Here is a 26,108-nt window from a genome sequence, read left to right on the forward strand (position 1 = left end):
AGAACCGCCTTGATACGCCCTGCCGCAGGAGTGATCGCCGCCGCTCTGGCCGTGACGCTCCTGCCCGCCCTCCCCGCCGCGGCCGCCGCACAGGCGCCCGCCCCGCCCTCGGACGCGAAACTGGCCGCCGAACCGGCCCGGCACGACCTGACCCGGGAGCAGTTCTACTTCGTGCTCCCGGACCGGTTCGCGAACGGCGACCCGCGCAACGACCGGGGCGGCCTGACCGGCTCCCGCCTGCAGACCGGCCTCGACCCGACGGACAAGGGCTTCTACCAGGGCGGCGACCTCAAGGGGCTGACCGACCGGCTCGACTACATCAAGGGGCTCGGCACCACGGCCATCTGGATGGCGCCGATCTTCAAGAACCAGCCGGTGCAGGGCAAGGGCGCCGATGTCTCCGCCGGTTACCACGGCTACTGGATCACCGACTTCACCCAGGTCGACCCGCACTTCGGCACCAACGCGGACCTGGAGCGGCTGATCGACAAGGCGCACGGGAAGGGGATGAAGGTCTTCTTCGACGTCATCACCAACCACACCGCCGACGTCGTGGACTACCGGGAGGCGTCCTACTCGTACCTGTCGAAGGGGGCGTTCCCGTACCTGACGAAGGACGGCGTGCCCTTCGACGACAAGGACTACACGGGAGGAAAGGGGAAGTTCCCGAAGGTGGACGGCGAGTCCTTCCCGAGGACCCCCTTCGTGCCGGACGCGAAGAAGAACGCCAAGGTCCCCGCCTGGCTCAACGACCCGACGATGTACCACAACCGGGGCGACTCCACCTTCGCCGGTGAATCCTCCGACCAGGGCGACTTCTTCGGCCTCGACGACCTGTGGACCGAGCGTCCCGAGGTCGTCAGCGGCATGGAGAAGATCTACGAGAAGTGGGTCGAGGACTTCCGGATCGACGGCTTCCGCATCGACACGGTCAAGCACGTCAACACCGAGTTCTGGACCCAGTGGGCCACCGCCCTCGACACGTACGCGGCCGGGCGCGGCCGCGACGACTTCTTCATGTTCGGCGAGGTCTACTCCGCCGACACCGCCGTCACCTCCCCGTACGTGACGCGCGGGCGCCTCGACGCCACCCTCGACTTCCCGCTCCAGGACGCGATCCGCTCGTACGCCTCCCAGGGCGCGGGAGCCGGCCGGCTGGCCTCCGTCCTGGGCGACGACTACCGGTACACCTCCGGCAAGGCCAACGCCTACGAGCAGGTGACCTTCCTCGGCAACCACGACATGGGCCGCTTCGGGACGTTCCTGAAGCAGGACCGGCCCGGCGCGGGTGAGCAGGAGCTGCTGGACCGCTACCGGCTCGCCAACGAGCTGATGTTCTTCTCCCGGGGCAACCCGGTGATCTACTCCGGCGACGAGCAGGGCTTCACCGGCGCGGGCGGCGACAAGGACGCCCGCCAGCCGCTCTTCGCCTCCCAGGTCGCCGACTACCTGGACGACGACCAGCTCGCGACGGCGCGCACCCACGCGAGCGACGCCTACGATCCGGGTCACCCGCTCTACCAGCAGATCAGTGCTCTCTCGAAGCTGACCAAGGCCCACCCGGCCCTGCGGGACGGCGTCCAGAGCGAGCGCCTCGCCGACGGGTCCGTCTACGCCTTCGCCCGGACGGACACGCGCAGCCGCACCGAGTACCTGGTCGCCGCCAACAACGCCGCCGAGTCCCGGACCGTCGAGATCGACGCCCCGGCGGGCGCCCAGTACCGCACCCTGTACGGCGGCACCGCGCTGGTCCGGGCCTCCGCGGCCGGCAAACTCAGCCTGGTCCTCCCCGCCTTCGGCTCGGTGGTGCTCCAGGGCACCGACCCGCTCGCGGCCCCCGCCGCCAAGCCCGCCCTGACCCTCAAGGCCCCGGCCCCCGGCGCCACCGGCACCGTCGAGCTCACCGCCGACGTCACCGGCGGCGGCCTGAACCGGGTCGTCTTCGCCGCGCAGACCGGCACCGACAAGTGGCAGGTCCTCGGCTCCGCCGACCACGCCCCGTACAAGGTCACCCAGCACGTCACCGCCCCGGCCGGCACCGCCCTGCGCTACAAGGCCGTCGTCGTCGACTCCGCGGGCCGGACCGCGAGCGCCCTCGCCCAGTCCACCGCCGGGCAGGCCCCGCCCACCGAGGTCCCCACCGCCACCCAGCGCGACTACGCCGTCGTCCACTACAACCGCCCCGACGGGGACTACACGAACTGGCGCCTCTACGCCTGGGGCGACCTCGCCGACGGCGAGGCAGCCCCGTCAAAGACACAGCCCGCCGGACACGACTTCACCGGCCGCGACGCCTACGGCGCCTTCGCCTACGTCAGGCTGAAGCCCGGCGCCTCCTCCGTCGGCTACCTCGTCATCGACAAGGACGGCAACAAGGACGTCGCCGCCGACCGCACCATCGACGTGACGAAGACCGGCGAGATCTGGCTGGAGCAGGGCAAGGAGCCCGCCCGCACCGACCGCCCCGCCTACCCGCCGCAGGACACGGCGAAGGCCGTCCTGCACTACCAGCGGCCCGACGGCGCCTACGACGGCTGGGGCCTGCACGTCTGGACCGGCGCCGCGAGCCCCACCGACTGGTCCAAGCCGCTGCTGCCCGTCCGCAGCGACTCCTACGGCGCGGTGTACGAGGTTCCGCTCGCCGCCGGCGCCTCCTCCCTGAGCTACATCCTCCACAAGGGTGACGAGAAGGACCTCCCCACCGACCAGTCCCTGGACCTGAAGGCCACCGGCCACGAGGTGTGGATGCTGGGCGGCAAGGAGAAGTACCTCCTGCCGCAGCCCGCGGGCGCCGGCGCCGCCCTCGACCTCACCAAGGCCCAGGCCGTCTGGATCGACCGCGACACCCTCGCCTGGAACGCCCCCGCGGCCGCCGCCTCCGCCCAGCTCCTCGCCTCCCGCGACGGCGCCGTCAAGGCCGAGAACGGCACCTTGACCGGCCCGGCCCAGTGGCTGCGGCTGACCCGGTCCGAGCTCACCGCCGCGCAGAAGCAGAAGTTCCCGCACCTGGCCGCGTACACCGCCTTCACCGTCGACCCCCGCGACCGGGACCGCGTCCGCGACGCCCTGCGCGGCCAGCTCGTCGCGAGCGCCCGCGCCGCGAACGGCGCCGTCCTCGCCGCCACCGGCGTGCAGCTCGCCGGGGTCCTGGACGACCTGTACGCGACGAACACCCCGCTCGGCCCCGTCTTCAAGGACGGCCGCCCCACCCTCTCCGTCTGGGCCCCGACCGCCCGGCAGGTCGCCCTCGAACTCGACGGCCGCACCGTCGCCATGCGCCGCGACGACGCGACCGGCGTCTGGTCGGTGCGCGGCGAACGCTCCTGGACCGGCAAGCCCTACCGCTACGCCGTCACCGTCTGGGCGCCGAGCACCGGACAGGTCGTCCGCAACCTCGTCACCGACCCGTACTCCACCGCCCTGACCACCGACTCCACCCACAGCCTGGCCGTCGACCTGACCGACCCGAAGCTCGCCCCGCCCGGCTGGCGGCAGCTGCGCAAGCCGGCTCCCGTGCCCTTCACCTCCGCGCAGATCCAGGAGCTGCACATCCGTGACTTCTCCGTCGCGGACCGCACCAGCACCCACCCCGGGCAGTACCTGGCCTTCACGGACACCGGCTCGGCCGGCATGCGGCACCTGCGCGACCTGGCCGCCGCCGGGACCTCGTACGTCCACCTGCTGCCCGCCTTCGACATCGGCACGATCCCGGAGAAGCCCGCGGACCGCACCGAGCCGGCCTGCGACCTGAAGGTCTACGCGCCGGACTCGCAGGAACAGCAGGCCTGCGTGGCCGCCGCGGCCGCGAAGGACGCGTACAACTGGGGCTACGACCCGCTGCACTACACCGTTCCCGAGGGCAGCTACGCGAGCGACCCCAACGGCACCGCCCGTACGGTGGAGTTCCGCAGGATGGTCCAGTCGCTGAACGGCGCCGGGCTGCGCACGGTGATGGACGTCGTCTACAACCACACGGTGGCGTCCGGGCAGTCGGACAAGTCGGTCCTGGACCGCATCGTCCCCGGCTACTACCAGCGCCTGCTGGCCGACGGCAGCGTCGCCACCTCCACCTGCTGTTCCAACACCGCCCCCGAGAACGCCATGATGGGCCGCCTCGTCGTGGACTCCGTCGTCACCTGGGCGAAGGACTACAAGGTCGACGGCTTCCGCTTCGACCTGATGGGCCACCACCCGAAGGCCAACATCCTGGCCGTCCGCAAGGCCCTCGACGAACTGACCGTCGCCAAGGACGGGGTCGACGGGAAGAAGATCGTCCTCTACGGGGAGGGCTGGAACTTCGGCGAGGTCGCCGACGACGCCCGATTCGTCCAGGCCACGCAGAAGAACATGGCCGGCACCGGCATCGCCACCTTCTCCGACCGGGCCCGCGACGCGGTCCGCGGCGGCGGCCCCTTCGACGAGGACCCGCGCGTCCAGGGCTTCGCCTCCGGACTGTTCACGGCGCCGAACGGATCCCCGGCCAACGGCACCCCGGCCGAGCAGAAGGCCCGCCTCCTGCACGACCAGGACCTGATCAAGGTCGGCCTGTCCGGCAACCTCGCCTCGTACGCCTTCACCGACACCACCGGCCGCCGGATCAAGGGCTCCGAGCTCGACTACAACGGCGCCCCGGCCGGCTATGCGGCCGCCCCCGGCGACGCCCTCGCCTACGCGGACGCCCATGACAACGAGACCCTCGCCGACGCCCTGACCTACAAACTCCCGCCGGCCACCTCCTCGCAGGACAAGGCCCGGATGCAGGTCCTGGCCCTGGCGACGGCCACGCTCTCCCAGGGCCCGGCGCTCTCCCAGGCGGGCACGGACCTGCTCCGCTCCAAGTCCCTGGACCGCAACTCCTACGACAGCGGGGACTGGTTCAACGCCGTCCACTGGGACTGCCGCGCCGGGAACGGCAACGGCTTCGGCCGCGGCCTGCCCCCGGCCGCCGACAACGGCTCGAAGTGGCTGTACGCGAAGCCCCTGCTGACCGGGCCGGTCCCCACCTGCGCGGACATCGACGGCACCTCGGCGGCCTACCGGGACCTGCTGAAGATCCGCACCACCGAGCCGGCGTTCGCCCTCACCACGGCGGAGGCGGTCCAGTCGCGGCTGGCCTTCCCGCTCTCGGGCAAGGACGAGACGCCCGGCGTGATCACCATGACCCTGGGCGACCTCGTGGTGGTCTTCAACGCCACCCCGACCGCCCAGTCCCAGCGCGTTCCCGCCCTCGCGGGCAGCGCCTACACCCTGCACCCGCGCCAGGCGGCGGGCTCCGACGCCACGGTCAAGCGGTCCGCGTACGACACGACGACAGGAGAGTTCACGACCCCGGCCCGCACGGTCGCGGTCTTCACACGACGGTGAGCCGATCGAGCCGCTTCTCCAGCAGGATCACCCCGTAGACCCTGCCGCCCTTCCCCACCTTGTTGGGGAGCTCCCCGACCACCCGGTAGCCCGCACCCTGGTAGTACGCGAGCAGCCGGGGGTTGGTGGAGACGCAGTCCAGCCGCGCCCGCTCCCGGCCGGTCCTGGCGATCCGCCGCTCGGCGTGTTCGAGCAGGCGCCGCCCGGCCCCGGCGGGCGCGGTCCCGCGCTCCACCATCAGCCGGTGCACGTACCCGGCGACCGGCGGCTGGACGCCCCAGGCATCCTCGTCGGACCACCACAGCTCGTACGCCCCGACCACCTGCCCGTCGGAGTCCCCGCCGAGCCACACCTCGCCGTCGCCCATCCGGGCGCGGAAGTGGGCGGCGTCCTTGTCACCGGGCTTCCACTGGTCGATCCCGTTGGCCCGCATCCACCGGGCGGCCTGGTCGTACAGCGTCACCAGGGTGCCGGCGTCCTTGTCCTTGGCCGGCCGGAACAAGATCCCGTCGTCAATGATCACGCGAGCATTATCGGTGATCATGCCCGGTCGCCGGAGGCGGGATCACCGCGGCCCGGGCACCCCGCTCGGAACGAGCCCGCCGAGCCGCCCCACCAGCTCCCCGAAGGGTCCGTCGGCCGGTTCGTGGGCCAGGATCCGTACGAGGATTCCCGCCATCTCCTCGTCGTACGCCGCGCTCACGGCGGCCAGCGCGGCGAAGTCGTGCACCAGCTGCAACTCCAGCTCGGACCGCGGGATCCTCCGCCCGTCCAGCCAGATCAGCGCGGTGGACTCGGCGAGCGACACCCAGGACCGCACCACGAGCTCCAGCCGGGCCGGCGGGGTCTCGACACCGATGTCAAGGTGCGTGAGGATCTGCTCGTACGCCGCCTGCCGCACCTCGTCGATCATGGCGTTGGTCTGGCTGCTCCCCACGGCCGGACCGCCGCGCATCAACGCGGAGAAGCCCGGGCCGTGTTCGTCGACGAAGGCGAAGAACCGCCCCATCACCCGCAACAGCCGGGCCCCGAGCGGCCCCTCCCGGGGCTCCACGAACCGCTGCGCCAGCTCGTCGGCGGCCCGCCGCAGCGCGGCCTCGTACAGGCTGAGCTTGCCCGGAAAGTAGTGGTAGACGAGCGGCCGCGATATCCCCGCGGCCGCCGCGATCTCGTCGATCGACACATCGTCGGGGGACCGGTTGCTGAACAGCTCCAGGGCAACCCCGATCAGCTGCTGCCGCCGCTCCTCGACACCCATCCTGCGCCGCACCCCGGTTGTCATGCGGACACCCTACTTCGGACAGGTCAGAGGTCCAGGGTGAGGTGGGCGCCCTTTGCGCGGGAGACGCACAGGAGCATCGAGTCCTCGCGTTCCAGGTCCGTGAGCAGGTCGTCGCGGTGGTCCACCTCGCCCGACAGGAAGCGGTGTTGGCAGGTGCCGCAGAAGCCCTGTTCGCAGGAGTACGGGGTGTCGGGGAGGGCGCGGCGGACCGCCGCCAGGGTGGATTCCCCCGGGCCCACCTCCACGGTGCGGCCCGAGCGGTGGAGTTCGACCGTGAAGGCCTCGGCCGGGCCGGGGGCCGCCGGGGTGAAGCGTTCCAGGTGGACCGGGACCCCGGGCGGGACCGCGGCCGTGACGGCCCGCATCAGGGGTTCCGGGCCGCAGCAGTAGACGAGCGTGCCCGGCCGGGCCGCCGCGAGCGGGGCGAGGTCGGGCAGGCCCGCCTCGTCCTGCGGGACGACCGTGACCCGGTCGCCATGGAGAGCGAGTTCGGGAAGGAAGGGCATCGACGCGCGCGAGCGGCCCCCGTACAGGAGGGTCCAGCCGGCGCCCGCCGCCGTGGCCGCCCGGAGCATCGGCAGGATCGGGGTGATCCCGATGCCGCCCGCGACGAAGACGTACGAGGCCGCCGGGACCAGCTCGAAGCGGTTGCGCGGCGGCCGCAGTTCCAGCTCGGCGCCCTCGACCAGCTGCGCGTGCGCCTCGCGGGAGCCGCCGCGGCCGTCCTCGACCAGCCGGATCGCGATCCTGTACGTCCCGTTGTCCGCCGGGTCGCCGCACAGGGAGTACTGGCGGACCAGACCGGACGGCAGGGTGACGTCCACGTGCGCGCCCGGGGTCCACGCCGGGAGCTCGGACGACCGGAGGGTCAGCTCCAGCACGCCCTGCGCCGGCTCCGTACGGGAGACGATCAGCGCGCGCAGCGGGCGGCGCGGCGAGTAGCCCGAGACCGGGGTCTCCAGGGCCGGCAGCGGCCAGAGCGGGGACTTCCCGATGCGGTCGTGCAGGGCCCGCCTCGCCGCCCAGGCCGCCCCCGCGACCGCGGCGACCGCCAGGGCGCGCCTCATGCCCTCACCCCGCCGTTCGCACCGGGGGAGGAGGCCAGGTAGGCCACCGCCTGGGCCGTGCAGCCCTCCTGAGAGGGGTGGTACGTCCGGGAGAGGTACTTCGGTACGGACTTCAGCATCGCGCCCGTGGACGGGAGCACGCCCTGCTGCCCGGCCCGGAAGAACTGCCCGAAGGAGGCCTTGCCGTTCACCAGGTGCGGGTCGTTCTCCATGAAGAAGCGGACACCGCGCTGCCAGAGGAAGACCAGCGCGGAGAAGCCGGTCGCCCAGGTCCGGGCGCGGCGGCGGTAGCCGCCGTCCACGTGCATGAAGAGGTCGAAGGCCACCGAGCGGTGCTCGACCTCCTCCGCGCCGTGCCAGCGCAGCAGGTCCAGCATGGTGGGGTCCGCGCCCCGCCGGTCCAGTTCGTCGGCGTTCAGCACCCAGTCGCCCAGGAACGCCGTGTAGTGCTCGATGGCCGCGATCATCGCGACGCGCTCCATCAGCCACCAGTGCCGGGCCCGGCCGGGCGGCAGGGTCCGGTCGCCCAGCAGTTTCCCGAAGAGCCAGTCCACCTGCGCCGTGTACGGGGTCGGGTCGAGCCCGAGCCGCTTCAGGTGGGGGAGCACGTCGTCGTGCGCGGCGGCGTGCATGGCCTCCTGGCCGATGAAGCCGACGACGTCCGCGCGCAGCCGCTCGTCCTCAATGTACGGGAGCACCTGCTTGTAGACGTGCACGAACCACCGCTCACCCGCGGGGAGCAACAGGTGCAGCACATTGATCATGTGCCCGGCGAACGGGTCGTTGGGCAGCCAGTGGAGCGGGGTGTCCCCCCAGTCGAAGGACACGTTCCGGGGCCTGAGGTCCATGTGTTCCGACGCCACGGGGGCGGGCGCGAGCGGCCTATTAGACATGGCGTCAATGTACTGATGGGTACAGGCGAGGAAAAGCCCTCTGCCGCCTATTCCTAACGCAGGACCCCCGCCTTCGTCCCGTCCGTCAGCTTGCCCGACAGATCGACCTGCGCTCCCGCCGGCGCCTTGACCGCCAGCCGGTTCCCGTTCGCGGCCCCGCTCACCCCGCCGCCCGACACCGACAGCGAGGCGAACTGCGCACTGCCCGCCGCGAGTACGTACCACTGGCCCGCCCGGGACTTCCACAGCACGCCCGCCAGCACCCGCGGCTCCCGCGGACCGCACGCCGGCGACCCCTCCGACCGGGCCGCCTGCGCGGCGAGCGGGGCACCCGGCGCCAGGAACTGCGCCTGCACCCGGTCCGCCGTGCCCCGCCAGGTCTCGGCCCGGGTGCACAGCCAGGCCGCGGTCCCGTCGCCCTCGGGCAGCTGCTGCTTGGCATACGTCCAGGCGTTGACCGTGCGGACGCCGTGCGAGCGCACCGAGGGGAGGAGACAGGCGATCCTGGACCAGTCCCCGAGCTCCGCGGCCTCCGTCACGTCGCGCTCGGCACCCGGTGCGCCCGAGGTGAGCCGGGCCGGGGTCAGCTCGCCGAGGTCGGTGATCAGCCGGGTGGCGCCGTCCCCCGTCAGGGCGAGGGCGTTCCAGCTCGTGCAGCTGCCCGCCGGCGCCGGGCCCGGCACCGGCGGAGTGACCCCGTCCGGGGCCGGCTTCAGCGGCGCGGGAGCCTCGCCCGGCTTGAGCAGGTCGCGCAGGGCCGCGCCGGTGACCCAGGGCGCCGTCAGATACCGGACGTTGCCGTCGACCCGGCTGAGCACGAGGGCGGTCGCGGTGTCCGCCGAGGCGCCGTCGGTCCGGGCGAAGTCGAGAGCGGCCCCGGTGCTCCCGGCGCGCGGTTCGGCGTACCGGACCACGCGCAGGCCGTCGTAGAACAGCACCACGACCGCCTGGTCCACGGCGCCCGCGAACAGCAGCTGCGCCGGACCCATGGGCGGCCCGGCGGGGGTGTCCGGGGTGGCCGAGACGACCACGGAGGAGCCGGGCCGGGCCCAGACGGCCAGCGCCCGGCGCAGCAGTCCCGCGTCGTCGGCTCGGTCGCCGCGGGCGGGCCAGGCGGAATAGTCCGTACGGGAGGAGGTGCGCCAGAGCGTGGGCGCGGCCCGGACCAGCTTTCCGGGATCCAGGGCCTGTTCGGCCACGGCGTTACGGGCGTACGGCGGAGCGGCGGGCCCCTCCGACCCCCAGCCCCCGCCGGGCAGCGCGAGCAGGGCCCCGCACACGGCGAGGGCGGCCCCGGCGGCGAGGGCGGCCCGCGCGAGCCGGCGCCGGCGCAGCAGGTCGGTGGGCCGGGCCTGGAGCACGCACGGGTCGAACTCGGGGGAGGCGAACAGGGAGTCGTTGGCCGGATCCCCCGATTCCAGGACCGCGGCGGCGGGGTCGGCGACCCCCGCCTCGTCGAGCACCCGGAGCACCTCGGACTCGGACAGCCGCTCCAGGGCCCGCAGGACGCAGGCGGCGCGGCCGGGCCCGCCGAGGGTGGCCAGCCACTGGTCGAGCGCGAGCTCCTCGGCCCCGCCGGACCGGGGGAACAGCCGCAGACCCCACACCTGCGGCAGCACGGGCGGGAGTTGCGCGCGCCGGGGCAGGGCGCGGAAGGTCAGCGGAACCCCCGCCTCCAGAGCGGACCGCAGCACGCGCAGCCGGACGTACGCGTACCCGGCGTCACCCTCGCCGCCACGCTGGCCCGGTACCCCGCCCCGCACGGCCGCCGCCCCCTCCCGCCGCCCGCGCGGCAGCGCCCGCTGGACCAGCGAATGGGCGGTGAGCACCCGCCGGTTGCGGCCGAGGGAGGGCGGCAGCACCAGGTAGGCGAGCCGCACGAGCCGCGGGTAGTGCTCGACGATGGCGGCCTCGGCCTGCTCGACATCGGGAGACGGGGGGCGGGTGGCGGTATCCGGCGCAGTCACGTTCAGCAGAACGAGGGAATCGTCGGATGGTCACCCGCCTTCGGCGCACCCTCGCCCGGCCAACCCGGGGAGCCGCCCCCGGCCGCCTCGGGAAGTCGCCCCGGCCAAACCGGGAGCCGCCCCGGTGCCGGGGCGGGACGCGCCGCTCAGACCACCAGGCGGGCGCGCAGCGCCTCGACCGTCCCGTCGGAGACGCCGAGCCCCTCGCGCACGTACTTCTCCATGGAGCCGTAGCGCGTCTCGACCTCGTCCAGCGCCGCCCGCAGGTAGCCGGGGAAGACGCCGATCAGCGCGAGCGCGATGTCCGGGTCGCCGCCGGCGGCCGTGAAGCCCTCGATCATCGGGGCGAAGGCCTGCTTGACCGCCGGGTTCACCGACAGGTATTCGGCCATCAGGGTCTCGTCGTCGGCGCCGAGCAGTGAGAGGACGACCGTCGCGCCCCACCCCGTGCGGTCCTTGCCGGCCGTGCAGTGGAAGAGCAGCGGGCCCGCGTCGGGGTCGGCGGCCTCGGTGAGCAGCATCCGGTACGCGGCCTGCGCGGAGGCGGAGCTCACGAACGACCGGTAGACGTCGCCGAACAGGGCCTGCGCCTTGCCGTCGCCCAGGTACTCCTCGGCGACGACGGGGTCGGACAGCAGGTCCGTGAGCTGCGCCGCGGCAGGCACCCGGCCCGAGTTCATCCTGTCCGCCAGGACGTCGCCGACCAGGAGCCGGGCACCGGCCGGCACCCGGTCGGGGTGGGCGGCGCGCTCGGCCCCGGTGCGGAGGTCGATGACGGTACGCAGGCCCAGCGCGGCCACCACGGGGTCGGCGTCGGGGTCGAGCCGGTCGAGCTGGGCGGAGCGCAGGACCAGGCCGGGGCGGACGGTGCGGCCGCCGAAGAGCGGGGTGCCGCCGAGGTCGCGGAGGTTGGCGACGGTGGTGGCGGGAGTGGCGGTCATCGTGGAGGCTCCAGCGACTCGTACGGGGTGTGATTCATATAATTTTGGGATGCTTTGAGCCGGAAAGGCAATCGACGGCCAGCGAGACCCCGACCCCGAGTCCCAGCGCTGCCAGGTGTCCGGCGTCCGTGAATGTCCGGCCGCGTTTGAGCACGGGCACGGCGGCGAGCGCCAGAAGTCCCGCCCGCGCGGCCGTGCGCACCGCTCCGCGCGGCAGGGCCGAGGTCAGCGCGCCGAGCACGGCGTTGAACCCGTAGCTGGTCCCCACGTCCAGCGCGCGCCGGGTGGGCCGATCGGATGTCCTGCGCAGGGCGCCGTACACGAGGAGGGTCGCGGCGGCGTGCCCGAACAGGAACACCGCGGCCGTCCACCAGGCGCCGTACGCGTACTCGGCGTATCCGAGGACCGCGACCAGCAGTAGCGCGTACGGCAGGGGCAAGGGCTCCTCGACGACCAACGCGCTGGTCAGCAGGGTCTCCCAGCGCCCGGCGGCGAGATTGTCGACGTTCGTCGAGCAGCCCAGGAGCAGCCGCTCCCGCTCGGCCGGGCCGATCCGTTCCAGGGCGTACGCCCCGAGCTGGACCCCGCCGGCGTACACCGCTCCCAGTGGAATTGGATTCACCCGACCATGATCGGATACGGCCCTCCGGCGGACGTCACCGGGCCCCGTGGGATCATGTTCCGGCCATGTCCCAGCACCCTGCGCCGATGCGCGCCACGCGGGCCGCGATGTTCGCGGCGGTTTGCACCGCGTTGGGTGCGGTGGGGCATGCGTACATGTCGGGCGCCGGCATTCCGCTGACGGGCCTTCTGGGTGCGTTCGGGGTGACGGGCGGGCTGGCCTGGCTCGCCGCGGGCCGGCGCCGGGGGCCGGCCGGGATCGCCGCGGCGGTGCTCACCGTGCAGGGGGTGCTGCACCTCACCTTCTCCGGGAGCCGGGCGGCGACGCCCGCGCCCGCGCCCGGGGCCCTGCCCGGCCGCGGCGGCGCGCACGGCATGGACATGGGCACGATGGACATGGGCACGATGGACATGAGCCCGATGGACATGGGCCTGATGGACATGGGCGCGATGGCCGCCGGGACATCGGGCGGCATGGCGGACACGGCCGGGCACGGCGGGGCGGGCATGATCGCCGCGCACGTGCTCGCCGGGCTGTTCTGCGCCGCCTGGCTGGCCTGGGGCGAGGCCGCCGTTTTCCGGCTGGCCCGGACCCTGGGGGCCGCCGCGCTGCACGCGGCCCGGCCGCTGTCCCGGGCGCTCGCCCTGCTCCGGGCCCGGGTGGCGCCCCCGACGGCCCCGCCCGCCGCCGGCCCCCGCCGTCCGTACGAACGGCCCCGCCGCCTGCGCGGGGCCGTGCACGCCCACGCCGTGGTGCGCCGCGGGCCGCCCGCGGGCCGGACCCCGCGCACCACGGCCCCCGGCCGTCCTGCCCCCGCCTGAGTGGCGACCGGCGAGACCTGGGGCCGCCTCCCCATGTCTTCGCCAACACCTAGGACCACCATGTCCCTTGACGAGGTTCAAGGCGCCCGCACCCCGGACGCCGACACCACTGCCGCCACTACCGCCGCTACCGACACCACCGGCATGGCCCAGCGCAGCGGCGGCTGGGCCGCCCTGCGGCCGATGCTCCTGCGCATGCACTTCTACGCGGGCCTGCTCGTCGCCCCGCTGCTGTTCCTCGCCGCCGCCACCGGGCTGCTGTACGCGGGCTCGTGGCAGGCCGAGAAGATCATCTATTCCGACGAGCTGACGGTCGCCCGGGTCGGCGAGGGCGCCCTGCCGCTCAGCGCCCAGGTCGCGGCGGCCAGGGGCGCCGCGCCCCAGGGCGAGATCGTGTCCGTGTGGCCCGCGCCCGAGGCCGACGCCACCACCCGCGTGATCATGGAGAGCAAGGGACTCCCGGAGGGCGAGACCCTCACCGTGTTCGTCGACCCGTATACGGCCGATGTGCGCGGGCAGCTCGCCACTTCCGGTGACGCGCTGCCGCTGCGGGCCTGGCTGAGCGAGTTCCACTCCAGCCTCCAGCTCGGCGACTTCGGCCGGAACTACAGCGAACTCGCCGCGAGCTGGCTGTGGGTGGTCGCCCTCGGCGGCCTCGCCCTGTGGATAGGCCGCCGCCGCAGGCGGAAGGCGGAGCTCGTCCTGCCCGCCCGCGGGGCCGAGGGCCGTCGCCGGACCCTGTCCTGGCACGGCGCGGTCGGCCTCTGGTCCGTCGCCGGGCTCGTCGCGCTCTCCGCCACCGGCCTGACCTGGTCGAAGTACGCCGGCGAGAACATCGGGCAGCTCCAGGACAGCCTCGGCGGGGCCACCCCCGCCGTCTCAGCGAAGCTGAAGCCGGGCCCGGACGCCGCCGGGGGTGACGAGCACGCGGGACACACCATGGGCCCCGGCGGGGAAATGCCGCCGCCCGCCCCGGCCGCCGACATCGGCATCGACCGCGCCGTCGAGGCCGCCCGGGGCGCCGGCGTCACCGAGTACCTCCAGGTGACGCTCCCGGCCAAGGGCAAGGGCTACGTGGTCAAGGAGAAGGACCGGCAGGTGCCGGTGCACCTGGACAGCGTCGCGATCGACCCCGCCGACGGCCGGGTCATGGACGAACTGCCCTTCGCCGACTACCCGCTGCTCGCCAAGACGACCCGCTTCGGCATCGACCTGCACATGGGTCTGACCTTCGGGCTCGTCAACCAGCTCGCGCTGGCCGCGCTCGCCGTCGCGCTGATGCTCCTCGTCTTCTGGGGCTACCGGATGTGGTGGCTGCGGCGGCCGACGAAGGGCCGCAGGCTCTCCGCCGGCCGCGCCCAGCCGCGCGGCGCCTGGCGCAGGCTGCCCGTGACGGTGCTGCTGCCGCTGGCCGCGGTGACCGCGGTGGTCGGCTGGTTCGTCCCGATGCTGGGGATCAGCCTGGTGGCGTTCCTGGCGGTCGACGTGCTGCTGGGCTTCGTGGCCCGTCGCCGCGCGGAGGCGGCGAAGCCGGCCTAGCACTGCCCCGGGAAGCAGACGGGCCGCACCCCCTCGGGGGTGCGGCCCGTCGCGTACGGGAGACGGCCGTCAGGGCGCGTACTTGTAGCCCACCCGGCGCACCGTCTGGATCGCGCCGCGGTGGGCCGCGCCCAGCTTGCGGCGCAGCCGGGCGATGTGGACGTCCACGGTCCGGCCGTCGCCGACGTGGCCGTAGCCCCAGACCGTGGTGACCAGCTGGTCCCGGCTGTGCACCCGGTGCGGGTGCTTCACCAGGTGGGCCAGCAGCTCGAACTCCAGGTAGGTCAGGTCGAGTACCCGTCCGTCGACCTCGGCGGTGCGCCGGGCCGGGTCGATGCGGACCAGGGCGTCGCCCGTGGCGGCGGCGGGCTCCGCGACGTACGGCGCGGGCGGGGCGGCGACGGCCTGGGGGGCGAAGGCGACGGGCGGCTGCTGGTCGGCCGGTACCAGGACCAGGTAGCCGACCATCGGCGGCTGTCCCGGCACCGTCGGAAGCGTGTGCTGGGGGGCGGGCAGCCAGGTGGCGCCGGGCGGGAGGATGTCCACGACCCGGGACACCTCGTCCCGGTCAACGGAACGCAGCCGGTGGCGCGGACCGGGCGGATAGGTCGGGGAAGCGGTCGCAGCGGAGGCGGCGGAAGCGATGGATCGGGTGTTCGCCATGAGTGGTCAGCTCTTTCACGCGGAGTGGTCGGCAGGAGACGTACCTACGTCGTCGATGTCGTACCGCGCAGACCGAAGGCCTCGGGAAAGGCCGGACGGGGAGTCCCGGAGGCTTTAGAGGGTCGGCGCGTTCTTCGCGCGGCAACACACCCGGTCGAAATCGTGATCCTGACGGGACGGCCAGAACGGCTCGAGGTCGCTGCGACCTGACGAGGTGTTCGAATGGCTGGCCATGGACCCCATTCAAGCAGACGGACGCGTCCCGGGGCAGGCTCTGTCTCAGGTCGTGGATCGACATCTCATCATCCGGCACCACAGCCCCATCAAGCCAGGACAAAACGGCAACTGGCCGTCGTGGCACGCTCCAACGGGCAACGCCCGCCGGGCCTGGGAGGCGCGGCGGGCGTTGTCGGGCTGTCCGGGATGGACCGGGATCGACCAGGGTGGACCGGGATGGACCAGGGTGGACCGGGTCCAGCCGGTCCTCAGACCAGGCCGTCCTTCTCCAGGCCGGCGCAGCAGGTGTCCGTGATGAGACGGGTCACCACGTACGGGTCCACGTTCGCGTTCGGGCGGCGGTCCTCGATGTAGCCCTTGCCGTCCTTCTCCACCTGCCACGGGATGCGCACCGACGCGCCGCGGTCCGAGACGCCGTAGCTGAACTCGTTCCACGGGGCGGTCTCGTGCAGACCCGTCAGACGCTCGTCGATGCCGGCCCCGTAGTTCTTCACGTGGTCCAGCGGCTTGCTGCCCTCGCCCAGCGCCTCGCACGCGGAGATGATCGCGCGGTAGTCCTCGCGCATCGCCTTCGTGGAGAAGTTGGTGTGCGCGCCCGCGCCGTTCCAGTCGCCCTTCACCGGCTTCGGGTTCAGCGTCGCCGACACGTTGAAGTCCTCGGCGGTGCGGTACAGCAGCCAGCGCGCGATCCACAGCTGGTCGGAGACCTCCAGCGGGCCCACCGGGCCGACCTGGAACTCCCACTGGCCGGGCATGACCTCGGCGTTGATGCCGGAGATGCTCAGACCCGCCGCGAGGCAGTGGTCCAGGTGCTTCTCGACGATGTCGCGGCCGAAGATCTCGTCCGAGCCGACGCCGCAGTAGTAACCGCCCTGCGCGGCCGGGAAGCCGTTCACCGGGAAGCCGAGCGGGCGGGTGCCGTCGAAGAAGGTGTACTCCTGCTCGATGCCGAAGATCGGCTCCTGGCCCGCGAACTTCTCGGCGACCGGACGCAGCAGCGCGCGGGTGTTCGACTCGTGCGGGGTCATGTCGATGTTCAGGACCTCGCACAGCACGAGGAGGTTGTCCCCGCCGCGGATCGGGTCCGGGCAGGAGAAGACCGGCTGCAGGACGCGGTCGGAGGCGTGGCCCTCGGCCTGGTTCGTGCTCGATCCGTCGAAGCCCCAGATCGGCAGCGCGTCGCCGTCGGCGAGGATCTTCGTCTTGGAGCGAAGCTTCGCCGTCGGCTCGGTGCCGTCGATCCAGATGTACTCAGCCTTGTAGCTCACGGGCCCCATCCTCAGACTCTGCGGGTGCTGCTGGTCGCTGCTTCATCGCTGCGGTGATGACCGCAGCGTGCCCGCCCGCGATTTCCCTTCCGTTGCCCGTGTGTGAACCCCGTGTTACCGAGGTTTGCACCGCAGGTCGGGTGGGTTGTGCGGGCGCGGCGCGGGTCGGCGGCGGAACACCCGTCCGAGTGGGGCAGACTGGTCGGGTGAGCATTTTGTCTGATGTGACCCCTTCCGGAAACCCCGACCGGGACCGCGCCGCGGCCCCCGCCGAGAGCGCCTCCGCTCAGGCCCCCGCAGGCCCGCTGCCCCGGGTCGGACTGCTGGGCACCGGTCCCTGGGCCCACCGCACCCATGCCCCCGCGCTCGCCGCGCACACCGGCTCCGAGTTCGCCGGAGTGTGGGGCCGCCGGCCCGAAGCCGCGGCCGAACTGGCCGAGACGTACGGCGTGAAGGTGTACGAAGACCCCGACGCGCTGTTCGCCGACTGTGACGCCGTGGCCTTCGCCCTGCCGCCGGACGTCCAGGCCCCGCTCGCCGTGCGCGCGGCCGCCGCCGGCTGCCACCTGCTGCTCGACAAGCCCGTCGCGACGACGGCCCCGGAGGCCCGGGCCGTCGCCGACGCCGCCGCGCGGCACAAGGTAGCCTCCGTCGTCTTCCTCACCCTCCGCTTCGCCGAGCCCACCGCGGGCTGGGTCGCGGAACAGGCCGCCCGCCCGGGCTGGTTCACCGCGGCCGCCCACTGGCTCGGCGCCGTCTTCCCGCCCGACGGCGCGCCCAGCGCGTACGCCGCCTCGCCCTGGCGCAAGGCCAAGGGCGGGTTGTGGGACGTCGGCCCGCACGCGCTCTCCGTGCTGGTCCCGATCCTCGGCGAGGTCACCGCCGTCAGCGCCACCCGCGGACCCTCCGACGTGGTCCAGCTGGCCCTGCGCCACGCCTCGGGCGCGGCCAGCACCGCCGTGCTCAGCCTGGGCGCGCCGAGCGCGGCCGCCGGGGTCGGGCTGGAGCTGCGCGGAACCGAGGGCGTGCACGCGATGCCCGGCTGGAGCGACGTCCCCGGCGCCTACGGGCGGGCCCTCGACGCCCTGCTCACCGCGGCCCGGACGGGCGCGGCGGATCCGTGCGGAGCGGAGTTCGGCGCCCGGCTCACGGAAATCCTGGCGCAGGCGGAGGCGCAGCTCCCTACTTGATGAGGGCGTTGGCGGCGATGATGGCCAGGCCGATGGTGGCGTCGGCCAGGCCGATGAGCAGTGCGGAGGCCAGCCGGTAGCCGACCCGGACCGCCACGCCCGCGCCCCAGGCGAACAGCAGGGCGGTGTTCAGGCCGAGGCCCACGGCGGTCACGCCGTAGGGGTCCCAGGCCGTGAGCCCCGCGAGGACCAGCAGCAGCACGGTGGGCAGAGCGGCCGCGATCATCGGCCATTCGTGCCACAGCGCCCGGGTCAGCACGCGCCACCGATGGCCGACGGAGCCCTGCGGGTGTGTGGTCATGTGGTGCGAGTAGCCGTGCGCGAGCCCGGCCGTGGCCGCCGTGACGAGCACCCAGCTGGCGTCGTAGTACGGGGTGAAGTCCCCGCCCTCCTGGTCCAGCGCGGCCAGCAGCCCGCTGGCCAGCACCGTCCCGTACACCCCGCCGAACATCACGTCGGCCCCCCGTCGCGACGGGGGGAACGGCCGCCCGCCCGGGCTTGCCTGAGGCTGATGCTCGTTCACGCCGGGTCCTTTGTTGCGGTACGTACCTATTTGCTGCTGGGGTCACCCTACGAGGTCGCGGGTGGGGGCGGGGTGAGCGCCCGGGGGAGTCGTGCGCGCGGCTCCGGCGCGATGGCGTCGTGGGCGGCCGTCAGGAAGCGGCGGACGGTGTCCCGTTCGCCGGGGCCGAAGGAGTCCAGCACCTGGAGCAGCCCGTCGATGAACGGGCCGAAGAACTGCCGGCCCAGGCGGATCGCCTCCGGCTCCACGCGCAGCAGGATCCGGCGGCGGTCGCGGTCGTCGCGGACCCGGGCCACGTGGCCCAGCCGCTCCAGCCGGTCGATCACGGCGGTGGTGCCCGCCGAGTTGAGGCCGAGCCGGTCGCCGAGGAGGCCCGCTGTGGCCGGCTCGTCGGCGCGGGCCGCGTCCAGCAGGCAGATCAGGGCCCGTACGTCGGTGGGGTGCATGCCGTTGCGGGCGGCGAATTCCGCCTGGCGCAGGCCGAATTCGACGGTCACCGCCCGCAGCAGGTGCACCAGGTGCAGGGGGTCGGGTTCGCGGTTGTCGTCCACGGTGCCTCCGGTCTAAAGTCTCTCGCTGAGCGAGATTATCGCCCAGCGAGGCATTGGAGCGGTCATGTCCCGGACGTCTTCCTTCCGTACCGCCTACGACGAGGTGCTCGGCATGTGGCCCGGGCCGGTCGAGGCCGTTCTGCTGCCCACCCCGTACGGCGCCACCCGCGTCAACAGCTGCGGCCCGGCCGACGCTCCGCCCCTGGTACTGCTGCCCGGCGGTGGTGCCACCTCCACGGTGTGGGGAGCCTGCGCGGCGGCCGGACTCGCGCGCACCCACCGGATGCACGCCGTGGACCTGGTCGGGGACCCGGGGCTCAGCGTGCCGGCGCCGGGGCGGCCGGTACGGGCCACCGGGGACCTCGTCGGCTGGCTCGACGTGGTCCTCGACGGGCTCGGCGGCCGGCGTCCCGTCGCCCTCGGCGGGCACTCGTACGGGGCTTGGATCGCCGCCCACTACGCGGCCGCCGACGGCGGCCGCCGCTCCGCCCGGCTCGACCGCCTGGTCCTGCTCGACCCGACCCAGGTCTTCGCCGGGCTCCGCCCCGGCTACGTCCTGCGCGCGCTGCCCGTGCTCGCGCGGCCCACCCCGGAGCGGATCCGCTCCTTCCTCGCCTGGGAGACCCGCGGTGCCCCGCTCGACCCCGCCTGGCTCCGGCTCCAGGACGAGACGGCCGGCTTTCCCGCCGTCCGGCCGGTGACCGGGCCGCGCCCGGATCCGACCGCCCTCGGAGAACTGCCGGTGCACGTCCTGTTCGCGGGCCGCGCGCGCTGTCACGACGCCGCCCGTGCGGCCCGGGCCGCACGGGGTGTGCTCCCGGGCGCGCGCGTCGACGTACTCCCGGGGCTCTCGCACCACGCGCTCCCGCTGACCGCGGCGCCGGAGATCGCCCGCCTGCTCGACGCCCAAGGGCTCAGCGCGCCGTCACCGCACCGGCCGTGACGGTCGGTATTTTCCTGACATGTCTGTCAGTCCGGCCACTGCGGCCCCTCCCGTCACGAACCGGCCGCGTCTGCTGTACGACGCCTGTCCGCTCTGCTCCGCCGCCGCGATCTCCGCGCTGAGGACCGGCGACTGCTCGGGCCATCCGCTCTACAGGCCGGTGGTCGGGCCGACCATCAACTGGATGCGCTGCGCCGCCTGCGGACACGTCTTCACCGACGGCTACTTCACGGACGAGGTCGCGGCGGAGATCTTCTCCTCGGCCAACCCGAACCAGCAGCCGGGCGCGGGGTTCGAGCAGAACCGCTACATCTCGGCGCGCATCGTGGAGCGCGTCGCGCGCTACGTGGCGGACGGCGCCTGGCTCGACGTCGGCTTCGGCAACGGATCGCTGCTGTTCACCGCGCAGGAGTGGGGTTACGAGCCCCAGGGCCTCGATCTGCGGCCTTCGACCGCCGAGGGCCTGCGCCGGCTCGGCGTCGAGGCGCGCTGCGCCGACCTCACGGCGCTCGACGAACCCGGCCGGTACTCCGTGATCAGCCTGGCCGACGTGCTGGAGCACATGCCGTACCCGGGCGAGGGCCTGGTCGCCGCGCACCGCCTGCTGCGGGAGGACGGCGTGATCTTCGCATCGATGCCCCACTACGACTGCGCCGTGTGGCGGCTGTTGGACGCGGCCGACGCCAACCCCTACTGGGGGGAGCTGGAGCACTTCCACAACTTCAGCCGCCGGCGGCTCTACGAGCTGTTGGGCGAGCACGGCTTCGAGCCCCTGCACTACGCGGTCAGCGAGCGCTACCGCGCGTGCATGGAGGTCATCGCGCGCCGCGTCTGAGCGGCCTCGGGGAAGGGCGGCGCGGGGACGTGCCCTACTTCCCCGAGGCCGCTTCGGCCTTGCGGGACATCGCCTCGCGGACGGCGTCCTCGGAGCGGGCGACCACGGCCGTGCCGTCCTCGGCGGTGATGATCGGACGCTGGATCAGCTTAGGGTGCGCGGCCAGGTGGGCGATCCAGCGGCCCCGGGCCGCGTCGGTCCCCTCGCGCGGCAGGTCCCGCACCCCCGTCTCGGCGGCCAGCGGGTCCGAGGTGCGGGTGATGTCCCAGGGCTCCAGCCCGAGGCGGCCGAGCACCTCGCGGATCTCGTCCTCGGAGGGCACGTCCTCCAGGTAGCGGCGCACCGTGTAGTCGGCGCCCTCGGCGTCCAGCAGGGTCAGGGCGCTGCGGCACTTGGAACAGGCGGGATTGATCCAGATCTCCATGCCGCCCAGCCTATCCAGGGCCTGCCCGGCCAGGGCTTCTGTCAGTGGTCGCCGGTAAAATCGAGGGAGTACGACAGGAAGCCAACTACCGTTTGGGAGGCTGTAGATGGCCACTGCCACCACCATTGCGCACGTCAAGAAGAAGCCACTGCCGGCGGGGCTGCCCCGCGAGTGGTACGAGAGCCACAACCGTCGGCTGAAGGCGATGCGGCTGGCGATATCCCTGCTCGACTCGGGGACCTATGACGCCCGGCGCGCCACCAACCGGAAGATCCGGACGATGGCCGTCCGGACGGGGATCCACCGGCCGTCCAACGTCACCTGCAAGATGGTGCGCGCCTTCATCGTCAGCGCGGGCTGACCGCACCGAGCCGGGCGGGCGTCGACCCGCCGGGGCCACCGGCCCCGGCGGGTTCCCGCTCACTTCTCCTTGAAGACGACCTCCCTGGCCGGGCGGGTCATCCGCACGGTGTTGTCGCCGGTGACGTCGACGATGTGGTGCAGCCCGCGCAGGAGCGTCCCGGAGTCCGGGAGGAGGCGGTACTCGTCCCCGGCCCCTGCCAGGTAGGCGCGGAAGCAGGCCAGTGACGCGTCGGGGGACTTGAAGTCCAGGTAGTCCTTCAGGCGGCGGAACAGCTTCGGCAGGATCACCGCGCCGGTGGTGTCGTGGGTGAGCGAGGTCATCGTGGTGACCGTCGCCCCGGTGAGGGTCCTGTCGGCCTTCCACACGCCCTTCGTGGACGCCCTCGCCTTCTCCGAGGCCTCGGTGAGGTACTCGCGCAGGTACTCGGGCAGGCCCGAGTAGAAGGCCGGGTACGCCAGCCCGGCCAGGAGCAGGTGGTAGTTGGCGGTCCGCTTCAGCAGGTCCTCGTCGACGCCGGTCCAGTAGCCGCTGTAGACGGGCGGCGTGCCCTTGCCGACGAAGGCCACGCAGCGGCCGTAGACGTCGGCGCCCCGGGTGAGGATCCAGCCGTTCACGGTGTCCGGCGTGGTGGCGACGGTCTCGTCCTCGGCGCGCAGGACCGTGCTGAAGCCGAGGAACTTCAGCAGCTCGTCCGCGGCCTCGTGGGCGAGGCCCCGCGGCTGGTGCTCGACGTGATCGTCCTCGCCGTAGTGGGTCTCCAGTGCGTCGATCCCTTCCAGCCGGACGCTCGCGCGCCCGTCGGCCTTGGGCACCACCTGGCCTTCCCCGGGTACGAGCTTCCAGTCGGCCACGTCGTCCGGGATGAACGGGAGGGTGTCGCCGTCCGGTTTGGCGCCCCCCTCCACCTTGAACTTTCCTCTGATCAGCAACATGGCCACGGCGGCTCCCATCCCAGCGTTACTGTGAGTGTTCGTCAGTCACGCACAGTACACATTCCGGCGCTCCCCGGGGTCATTCCGCGCCCGCCGGGCCGGGGAGTGTCAGCAGCAGCAGCGCCACGTCGTCACGGGGACCCCCGTCCGTGAAGGCCGCGAGGTCCCGCCACACCGCCCCGACCAGGCCCACGGGCTCCCTCGCCACGACGGGCAGCCGCACGGTCAGTGGATAGAAGTGCCCCGCCGCGTCGCGGGCCTCCGTCACCCCGTCCGTGTGCAGGAGGAACCGGTCCCCGGGCCGCACCGCCAGCTCGGCCACCGGCGGCGGGGCCAGTCCCGCGAGCCCCAGGCCCAGTGGAGGGCCCGGTTCCAGCGCCATCTCCTCGACCGCCGGCCCGCGCAGCCGCAGCGCGGGCGGATGCCCGCACGAGACGAGCCGTACGAGGTCCAGCCCGGGCGGGAACTCCAGCAGCAGGGCCGTCGCGAACAGCTCGGGCTGCTGGTCGGAGGCGGCCGCCGAGTCCGCGGCCAGCCGCCGGTCCAGCCGGGACGCGACCGACGCCAGCCCGGCGTCGTCGAGCACCCCCTCGCGGAAGGCCCCGAGCAGCGACGCCACCGTGGCGACCGCCGCCAGGCCGTGCCCCTGCACGTCGGCGACCAGCGCGCGCACCCCGTACGGACCCGCCCTCACGTCGTACAGGTCGCCGCCGACCAGGGTGCCGTGCTGCGCCGCCCGGTAGAGGCCGGAGCAGTGCACCGGACCCACTCGTTCCGGCAGCGGCGGGAGGACCGCCAGCTGAGCCGCCTCCGCCACCGTCCGTACGCTGACCAGCTGCGCGTCCCGGCGCCTCCGGACCCAGGCGATCACCACGCTCAGCAGCCCGATGACGGCCACCGTGGCCAGGTCCGTCCCCCGGGCGTGGCCGACGCCGAGGGAGGGCGCACCCAGCAGCAGGAGGACGACGGCGGCGAAGATCGCGGTCCCGCCCGGCCCGTACGCGAAGGCGGCCACCGGCGGCAGACCCGCCAGGAAGAACCCGAGTTCCACATCGCCCGGGGTGAGCACCTGCGCGCACACCAGCCCCACCAGGGCCGCCGCGGGCGCGATCCGGGCCCAGCGCGGCGGCGGCTCCCCGTGCAGCCGGTCCGGTTCCTCGCGTCCGCGTCTCACACCTCCACCCTGGTACGGGGGCGGGGCCCGCGCACCCGGACCGGCGGCCGGGGTGGCCCTGGCGGGCTCGTGCCGCGACAGTGGTGGCGTGACGGAAAACGATTCCCCCATGCGGGCGCACGTCGAGGCCCACGGCGGCGGTGGCGGCGGCGCGTCGAGCGCGGAGATCAGTACACGGCTGAACTGGCTGCGGGCGGGGGTGCTCGGCGCCAACGACGGGATCATCTCCACCGCCGGCCTGGTGGTCGGCATGGCCGGGGCCACCACCTCGCGCGCGGCGATCCTGGCTGCGGGCGTCGCCGGCCTGCTGGCGGGCTCGCTGTCCATGGCGGCGGGGGAGTACGTCTCCGTCAGCTCGCAGCGGGACTCCGAACGGGCCGCGCTCGAACTCGAACGGCGGGAACTGGCCGAGGAACCGGAGGCGGAGCTCGACGAACTCACCGACCTGCTGGCCGCGCGGGGGCTCAGCCGACCGGTGGCGCGGGAAGCCGCCGAGCAGCTGACGCAACGGGACGCGCTGCGGGCCCACGCCCGGGTCGAGCTCGGTATCAACCCCGACGAGCTGGCCAACCCGTGGCACGCGGCCTTCGCCAGTCTCGTCGCGTTCACGGTGGGCGCGCTGCTGCCGTTGCTGGCGATCGTGCTCCCCGGGCCGTCGGCCCGGGTTCCGGTGACGGCGGCGGCCGTCCTGGCCGCGCTCACCCTGTGCGGTGTGATCAGTGCCCGCCTGGGCGGCGCCCCCACGCTCCGCGCGGTCCTGCGCAACGTCACCGGCGGCGCCCTGGCCATGTCCGTCACCTACGCGGTGGGCACCTGGCTCGGCACGGCGACCTGACCCCGTCCACGACCCCACGGCCGGGCCTGCGCCCCGAGGCCCGAGGATCCGGACGCTCTGCCCTCCGGGCCCGTTGCCCCGTGCCCCGCCCGCAGGCCCCGCCCCGAAGCTCCGCGCCCGAAGCTCCGCGCCCCGCGCCCCGGGCATGACGCCCAGCGCCCAAGGCCCAGCCCCCCAGGCTCCGGGCCCGAGGCTTCGCGCCCCGCGCCCCGAGGCCCTGCGCTCCGGGCCCGAAGCCCCAGACCCCGCCCGCAGGCCCCGCGCCCTGCGCCCTGCGCCTCCACGCTCCGGGCCCGAGGTCCCAGACCTCGACCGCAGACCCCGCGCCCCGAAGCCCCGGGCCCGAGGCTCCGCGCCCTGCGCCCCGGGCCCCGTCCCCAGGCTCCGGGCCCCGGGCCCGAGGAGCCGCGCCCTGCGCCCAGGCCCCAGCGCTCCGGGCCCCGGGCGCGAGGCCCTGCGCCCAGGCCTTCCAGGCCCAGCGCTCCGCGCCCCGCGCCTCGCGCCTGAACGCCGGCAGGCTGGGTCCGGCCGGACGGGCAGCAGGGCGCGGCTCGGTGGCGTCTCCCCGGGGGATCCGGCGGCCGGCGGGGCCGGGTGGTGACGGGCGGGGCGGAGGACCGGCGGGGCCGCGCACGGTGGCAGCGGGGGCGGCGCCCCGCGCCTTCTCCGGCCCCGGCCGAGCCGTCATGGCGCGGCCCCGGCCGCCGCGGCGGCCCGGATCCGCCAGGATGGGGGCATGCGCATCGCAGTCACCGGTTCGACCGGGCTCATCGGCAGCGCCCTCGTGCGGTCCCTCCGGGAAGACGGACACGAGGTGGTCCGGTTCGTGCGACGGGAGCCCGCGTCCGCGGACGAGGCGCGGTGGGATCCCGCCCGCGGCCACGTCGACCCCGGCGGGCTGGCCGGCTGCGGGGCCGTCGTGCACCTGGCCGGGGCCGGGGTCGGGGAGCACCGGTGGACCCCCGCGTACAAGAAGGAGATCCGCGACAGCCGGGTCCTGGGCACCACCACGCTCGCGAACGCCCTCGCCGCCCTCGACGAGCCGCCCGCCGTGTTCGTCAGCGGTTCGGCCGTCGGCTACTACGGGGACACCGGCGACCGCGCCGTCGACGAGGACGCCCCCGCCGGGCACGGCTTCCTGCCCTCGGTCTGCGTGGAATGGGAGGGGGCCGCGCAGCCCGCCCGCGCCGCCGGGATCCGGACCGTCTTCGCCCGCACCGGCCTGGTCGTCGCCCGCGAGGGCGGAGCCTGGGGCCGGCTGTTCCCGGTGTTCCGCGCCGGCGCCGGCGGCCGGCTCGGCAACGGGCGCCAGTACTGGTCGTACATCTCCCTCCGGGACGAGATCGCGGCCCTGCGCCACATCATCGACACCCCCTCCATCGAAGGCCCCGTCAACCTCACCGCCCCCGAGCCGCTGACCAACCGCCAGGTCACCGCCGCCATGGCCCGGGTGCTGCACCGGCCCGCGGTGCTGGCCGTACCGGCGCCGGCCCTGCGCGTCGCGCTCGGGGAGTTCGCCGAGGACGTGCTCGGCAGTCAGCGGGTCCTGCCCGCACGGCTGCTGGAGTCCGGCTTCGTCTTCCGCGACCCCGGCATCGAGCAGGCCATCCGCGCCGCCCTGTAGGGGCATGGGACCGCTGCACGACCGTCGTATGACCGCTGTACGACCACCG

23 protein-coding genes are annotated in these 26,108 nt (G+C 73.8%); 9 read left to right on the top strand and 14 right to left on the bottom strand.

Features of this window, described 5'->3' with window-relative positions; all coding sequences use genetic code 11:
* Positions 1-9 precede the first annotated feature (9 nt).
* On the top strand, positions 10-5,364 hold the full coding sequence (gene pulA / locus ACFCZ1_RS33910; RefSeq protein WP_376682122.1) for a pullulanase-type alpha-1,6-glucosidase: 5,355 nt from the start codon (positions 10-12) through the stop codon (positions 5,362-5,364).
* On the opposite strand, the gene ACFCZ1_RS33915 is transcribed toward pulA, so the two are convergent.
* The 7 genes from ACFCZ1_RS33915 to ACFCZ1_RS33945 form a co-directional block, all read right to left on the bottom strand.
* Positions 5,351-5,887 carry a GNAT family N-acetyltransferase gene (locus ACFCZ1_RS33915; protein WP_376682123.1) on the bottom strand — a complete coding sequence of 179 codons (537 nt, stop codon included), beginning with the start codon at positions 5,885-5,887 and terminating at the stop codon, positions 5,351-5,353. The genes pulA and ACFCZ1_RS33915 overlap by 14 nt on opposite strands.
* 42 nt (positions 5,888-5,929) lie before the next feature.
* Positions 5,930-6,646, bottom strand: coding sequence for a TetR/AcrR family transcriptional regulator (locus tag ACFCZ1_RS33920; RefSeq protein ID WP_376682124.1), 717 nt, complete (start codon positions 6,644-6,646; stop codon positions 5,930-5,932).
* 23 nt (positions 6,647-6,669) lie between these two features.
* Positions 6,670-7,713 (bottom strand): PDR/VanB family oxidoreductase, encoded by a 1,044-nt coding sequence (locus ACFCZ1_RS33925; RefSeq protein ID WP_376682125.1) that lies wholly within the window; start codon positions 7,711-7,713, stop codon positions 6,670-6,672.
* Positions 7,710-8,606, bottom strand: coding sequence for a metal-dependent hydrolase (locus ACFCZ1_RS33930; protein ID WP_376682126.1), 897 nt, complete (start codon positions 8,604-8,606; stop codon positions 7,710-7,712). The genes ACFCZ1_RS33925 and ACFCZ1_RS33930 overlap by 4 nt, the downstream gene beginning before the upstream one ends.
* Before the next feature lie 53 nt (positions 8,607-8,659).
* Positions 8,660-10,573 (bottom strand): hypothetical protein, encoded by a 1,914-nt coding sequence (locus ACFCZ1_RS33935; protein WP_376682127.1) that lies wholly within the window; start codon positions 10,571-10,573, stop codon positions 8,660-8,662.
* A 146-nt stretch (positions 10,574-10,719) separates the two neighbouring features.
* Positions 10,720-11,514 (bottom strand): tyrosine-protein phosphatase, encoded by a 795-nt coding sequence (locus tag ACFCZ1_RS33940; RefSeq protein ID WP_376682128.1) that lies wholly within the window; start codon positions 11,512-11,514, stop codon positions 10,720-10,722.
* 34 nt (positions 11,515-11,548) lie between these two features.
* Positions 11,549-12,136, bottom strand: a complete 588-nt coding sequence (locus tag ACFCZ1_RS33945; protein WP_376682129.1) for a rhomboid-like protein — start codon at positions 12,134-12,136, stop codon at positions 11,549-11,551.
* Positions 12,137-12,201: 65 nt separating this feature from the next.
* On the opposite strand from ACFCZ1_RS33945, the gene ACFCZ1_RS33950 reads away from it, so the two are divergent.
* Positions 12,202-12,957 (top strand): hypothetical protein, encoded by a 756-nt coding sequence (locus ACFCZ1_RS33950; protein ID WP_376682130.1) that lies wholly within the window; start codon positions 12,202-12,204, stop codon positions 12,955-12,957.
* Between the two features lie 60 nt (positions 12,958-13,017).
* Positions 13,018-14,496, top strand: a complete 1,479-nt coding sequence (locus ACFCZ1_RS33955; protein WP_376682131.1) for a PepSY-associated TM helix domain-containing protein — start codon at positions 13,018-13,020, stop codon at positions 14,494-14,496.
* Positions 14,497-14,565: 69 nt separating this feature from the next.
* Here the strand turns inward: ACFCZ1_RS33955 and ACFCZ1_RS33960 are convergent, their stop codons facing one another.
* Positions 14,566-15,159 (bottom strand): winged helix-turn-helix domain-containing protein, encoded by a 594-nt coding sequence (locus ACFCZ1_RS33960; RefSeq protein WP_376682132.1) that lies wholly within the window; start codon positions 15,157-15,159, stop codon positions 14,566-14,568.
* 485 nt (positions 15,160-15,644) lie between these two features.
* Entirely contained in the window at positions 15,645-16,664 is a 1,020-nt protein-coding gene (glnII, locus tag ACFCZ1_RS33965; RefSeq protein ID WP_376682133.1) for a glutamine synthetase, read from the bottom strand.
* A 305-nt stretch (positions 16,665-16,969) separates the two neighbouring features.
* Here glnII and ACFCZ1_RS33970 point away from each other — a divergent pair, with 305 nt between their 5' ends.
* Positions 16,970-17,854, top strand: coding sequence for a Gfo/Idh/MocA family protein (locus ACFCZ1_RS33970; protein WP_376682147.1), 885 nt, complete (start codon positions 16,970-16,972; stop codon positions 17,852-17,854).
* Here the strand turns inward: ACFCZ1_RS33970 and ACFCZ1_RS33975 are convergent.
* Together ACFCZ1_RS33975 and ACFCZ1_RS33980 are read right to left on the bottom strand one after the other, a co-directional pair.
* Positions 17,847-18,377, bottom strand: coding sequence for a hypothetical protein (locus tag ACFCZ1_RS33975; RefSeq protein WP_376682134.1), 531 nt, complete (start codon positions 18,375-18,377; stop codon positions 17,847-17,849). The two genes, ACFCZ1_RS33970 and ACFCZ1_RS33975, sit on opposite strands and share 8 nt — an antisense overlap.
* A 47-nt stretch (positions 18,378-18,424) precedes the next feature.
* Positions 18,425-18,928 (bottom strand): MarR family winged helix-turn-helix transcriptional regulator, encoded by a 504-nt coding sequence (locus ACFCZ1_RS33980; protein WP_376682135.1) that lies wholly within the window; start codon positions 18,926-18,928, stop codon positions 18,425-18,427.
* Between the two features lie 64 nt (positions 18,929-18,992).
* On the opposite strand from ACFCZ1_RS33980, the gene ACFCZ1_RS33985 reads away from it, so the two are divergent.
* Both ACFCZ1_RS33985 and ACFCZ1_RS33990 read left to right on the top strand, forming a co-directional pair.
* Positions 18,993-19,871 carry an alpha/beta fold hydrolase gene (locus ACFCZ1_RS33985; RefSeq protein ID WP_376682136.1) on the top strand — a complete coding sequence of 293 codons (879 nt, stop codon included), beginning with the start codon at positions 18,993-18,995 and terminating at the stop codon, positions 19,869-19,871.
* Positions 19,872-19,890: 19 nt separating this feature from the next.
* Positions 19,891-20,706, top strand: a complete 816-nt coding sequence (locus tag ACFCZ1_RS33990; protein ID WP_376682137.1) for a class I SAM-dependent methyltransferase — start codon at positions 19,891-19,893, stop codon at positions 20,704-20,706.
* A gap of 34 nt (positions 20,707-20,740) precedes the next feature.
* Here ACFCZ1_RS33990 and ACFCZ1_RS33995 read toward each other — a convergent pair whose 3' ends face one another.
* The gene (locus tag ACFCZ1_RS33995) at positions 20,741-21,130 is read right to left on the bottom strand and encodes an ArsC/Spx/MgsR family protein (RefSeq protein WP_376682138.1); all 390 of its coding nucleotides are present in this window, start codon (positions 21,128-21,130) and stop codon (positions 20,741-20,743) included.
* A 106-nt stretch (positions 21,131-21,236) separates the two neighbouring features.
* On the opposite strand from ACFCZ1_RS33995, the gene ACFCZ1_RS34000 reads away from it, so the two are divergent.
* Positions 21,237-21,491, top strand: coding sequence for a hypothetical protein (locus ACFCZ1_RS34000; protein ID WP_328925335.1), 255 nt, complete (start codon positions 21,237-21,239; stop codon positions 21,489-21,491).
* A 59-nt stretch (positions 21,492-21,550) separates the two neighbouring features.
* On the opposite strand, the gene ACFCZ1_RS34005 is transcribed toward ACFCZ1_RS34000, so the two are convergent.
* Positions 21,551-22,426 carry a thermonuclease family protein gene (locus tag ACFCZ1_RS34005; protein WP_376682148.1) on the bottom strand — a complete coding sequence of 292 codons (876 nt, stop codon included), beginning with the start codon at positions 22,424-22,426 and terminating at the stop codon, positions 21,551-21,553.
* 79 nt (positions 22,427-22,505) lie between these two features.
* Entirely contained in the window at positions 22,506-23,600 is a 1,095-nt protein-coding gene (locus ACFCZ1_RS34010; RefSeq protein ID WP_376682139.1) for a PP2C family protein-serine/threonine phosphatase, read from the bottom strand.
* A 109-nt stretch (positions 23,601-23,709) separates the two neighbouring features.
* Here ACFCZ1_RS34010 and ACFCZ1_RS34015 point away from each other — a divergent pair, with 109 nt between their 5' ends.
* Positions 23,710-24,435, top strand: coding sequence for a VIT family protein (locus ACFCZ1_RS34015; protein WP_376682149.1), 726 nt, complete (start codon positions 23,710-23,712; stop codon positions 24,433-24,435).
* A 736-nt stretch (positions 24,436-25,171) separates the two neighbouring features.
* Positions 25,172-26,059, top strand: a complete 888-nt coding sequence (locus ACFCZ1_RS34020) for a TIGR01777 family oxidoreductase (RefSeq protein WP_376682140.1) — start codon at positions 25,172-25,174, stop codon at positions 26,057-26,059.
* Positions 26,060-26,108 lie beyond the last annotated feature (49 nt).

Source organism: Streptomyces sp. NPDC056224, assembly GCF_042267665.1.
In the GTDB taxonomy this organism is placed as follows: Bacteria; Actinomycetota; Actinomycetes; order Streptomycetales; family Streptomycetaceae; genus Streptomyces.

Excerpts from the sequence above, each read along its gene's own strand:
- ACFCZ1_RS34005 (WP_376682148.1), bottom strand. The coding sequence starts at position 22,426 with ATGTTGCTGATCAGAGGAAAGTTCAAGGTGGAGGGGGGCGCCAAACCG.
- ACFCZ1_RS34015 (WP_376682149.1), top strand. The coding sequence starts at position 23,710 with ATGCGGGCGCACGTCGAGGCCCACGGCGGCGGTGGCGGCGGCGCGTCG.
- ACFCZ1_RS33995 (WP_376682138.1), bottom strand. The coding sequence starts at position 21,130 with ATGGAGATCTGGATCAATCCCGCCTGTTCCAAGTGCCGCAGCGCCCTG.
- ACFCZ1_RS33925 (WP_376682125.1), bottom strand. The coding sequence starts at position 7,713 with ATGAGGCGCGCCCTGGCGGTCGCCGCGGTCGCGGGGGCGGCCTGGGCG.
- ACFCZ1_RS33990 (WP_376682137.1), top strand. The coding sequence starts at position 19,891 with ATGTCTGTCAGTCCGGCCACTGCGGCCCCTCCCGTCACGAACCGGCCG.
- ACFCZ1_RS33930 (WP_376682126.1), bottom strand. The coding sequence starts at position 8,606 with ATGTCTAATAGGCCGCTCGCGCCCGCCCCCGTGGCGTCGGAACACATG.
- ACFCZ1_RS33955 (WP_376682131.1), top strand. The coding sequence starts at position 13,018 with ATGTCCCTTGACGAGGTTCAAGGCGCCCGCACCCCGGACGCCGACACC.
- ACFCZ1_RS34020 (WP_376682140.1), top strand. The coding sequence starts at position 25,172 with ATGCGCATCGCAGTCACCGGTTCGACCGGGCTCATCGGCAGCGCCCTC.
- ACFCZ1_RS33985 (WP_376682136.1), top strand. The coding sequence starts at position 18,993 with ATGTCCCGGACGTCTTCCTTCCGTACCGCCTACGACGAGGTGCTCGGC.
- ACFCZ1_RS33940 (WP_376682128.1), bottom strand. The coding sequence starts at position 11,514 with ATGACCGCCACTCCCGCCACCACCGTCGCCAACCTCCGCGACCTCGGC.
- ACFCZ1_RS33960 (WP_376682132.1), bottom strand. The coding sequence starts at position 15,159 with ATGGCGAACACCCGATCCATCGCTTCCGCCGCCTCCGCTGCGACCGCT.
- ACFCZ1_RS33920 (WP_376682124.1), bottom strand. The coding sequence starts at position 6,646 with ATGACAACCGGGGTGCGGCGCAGGATGGGTGTCGAGGAGCGGCGGCAG.
- ACFCZ1_RS34000 (WP_328925335.1), top strand. The coding sequence starts at position 21,237 with ATGGCCACTGCCACCACCATTGCGCACGTCAAGAAGAAGCCACTGCCG.
- ACFCZ1_RS33950 (WP_376682130.1), top strand. The coding sequence starts at position 12,202 with ATGTCCCAGCACCCTGCGCCGATGCGCGCCACGCGGGCCGCGATGTTC.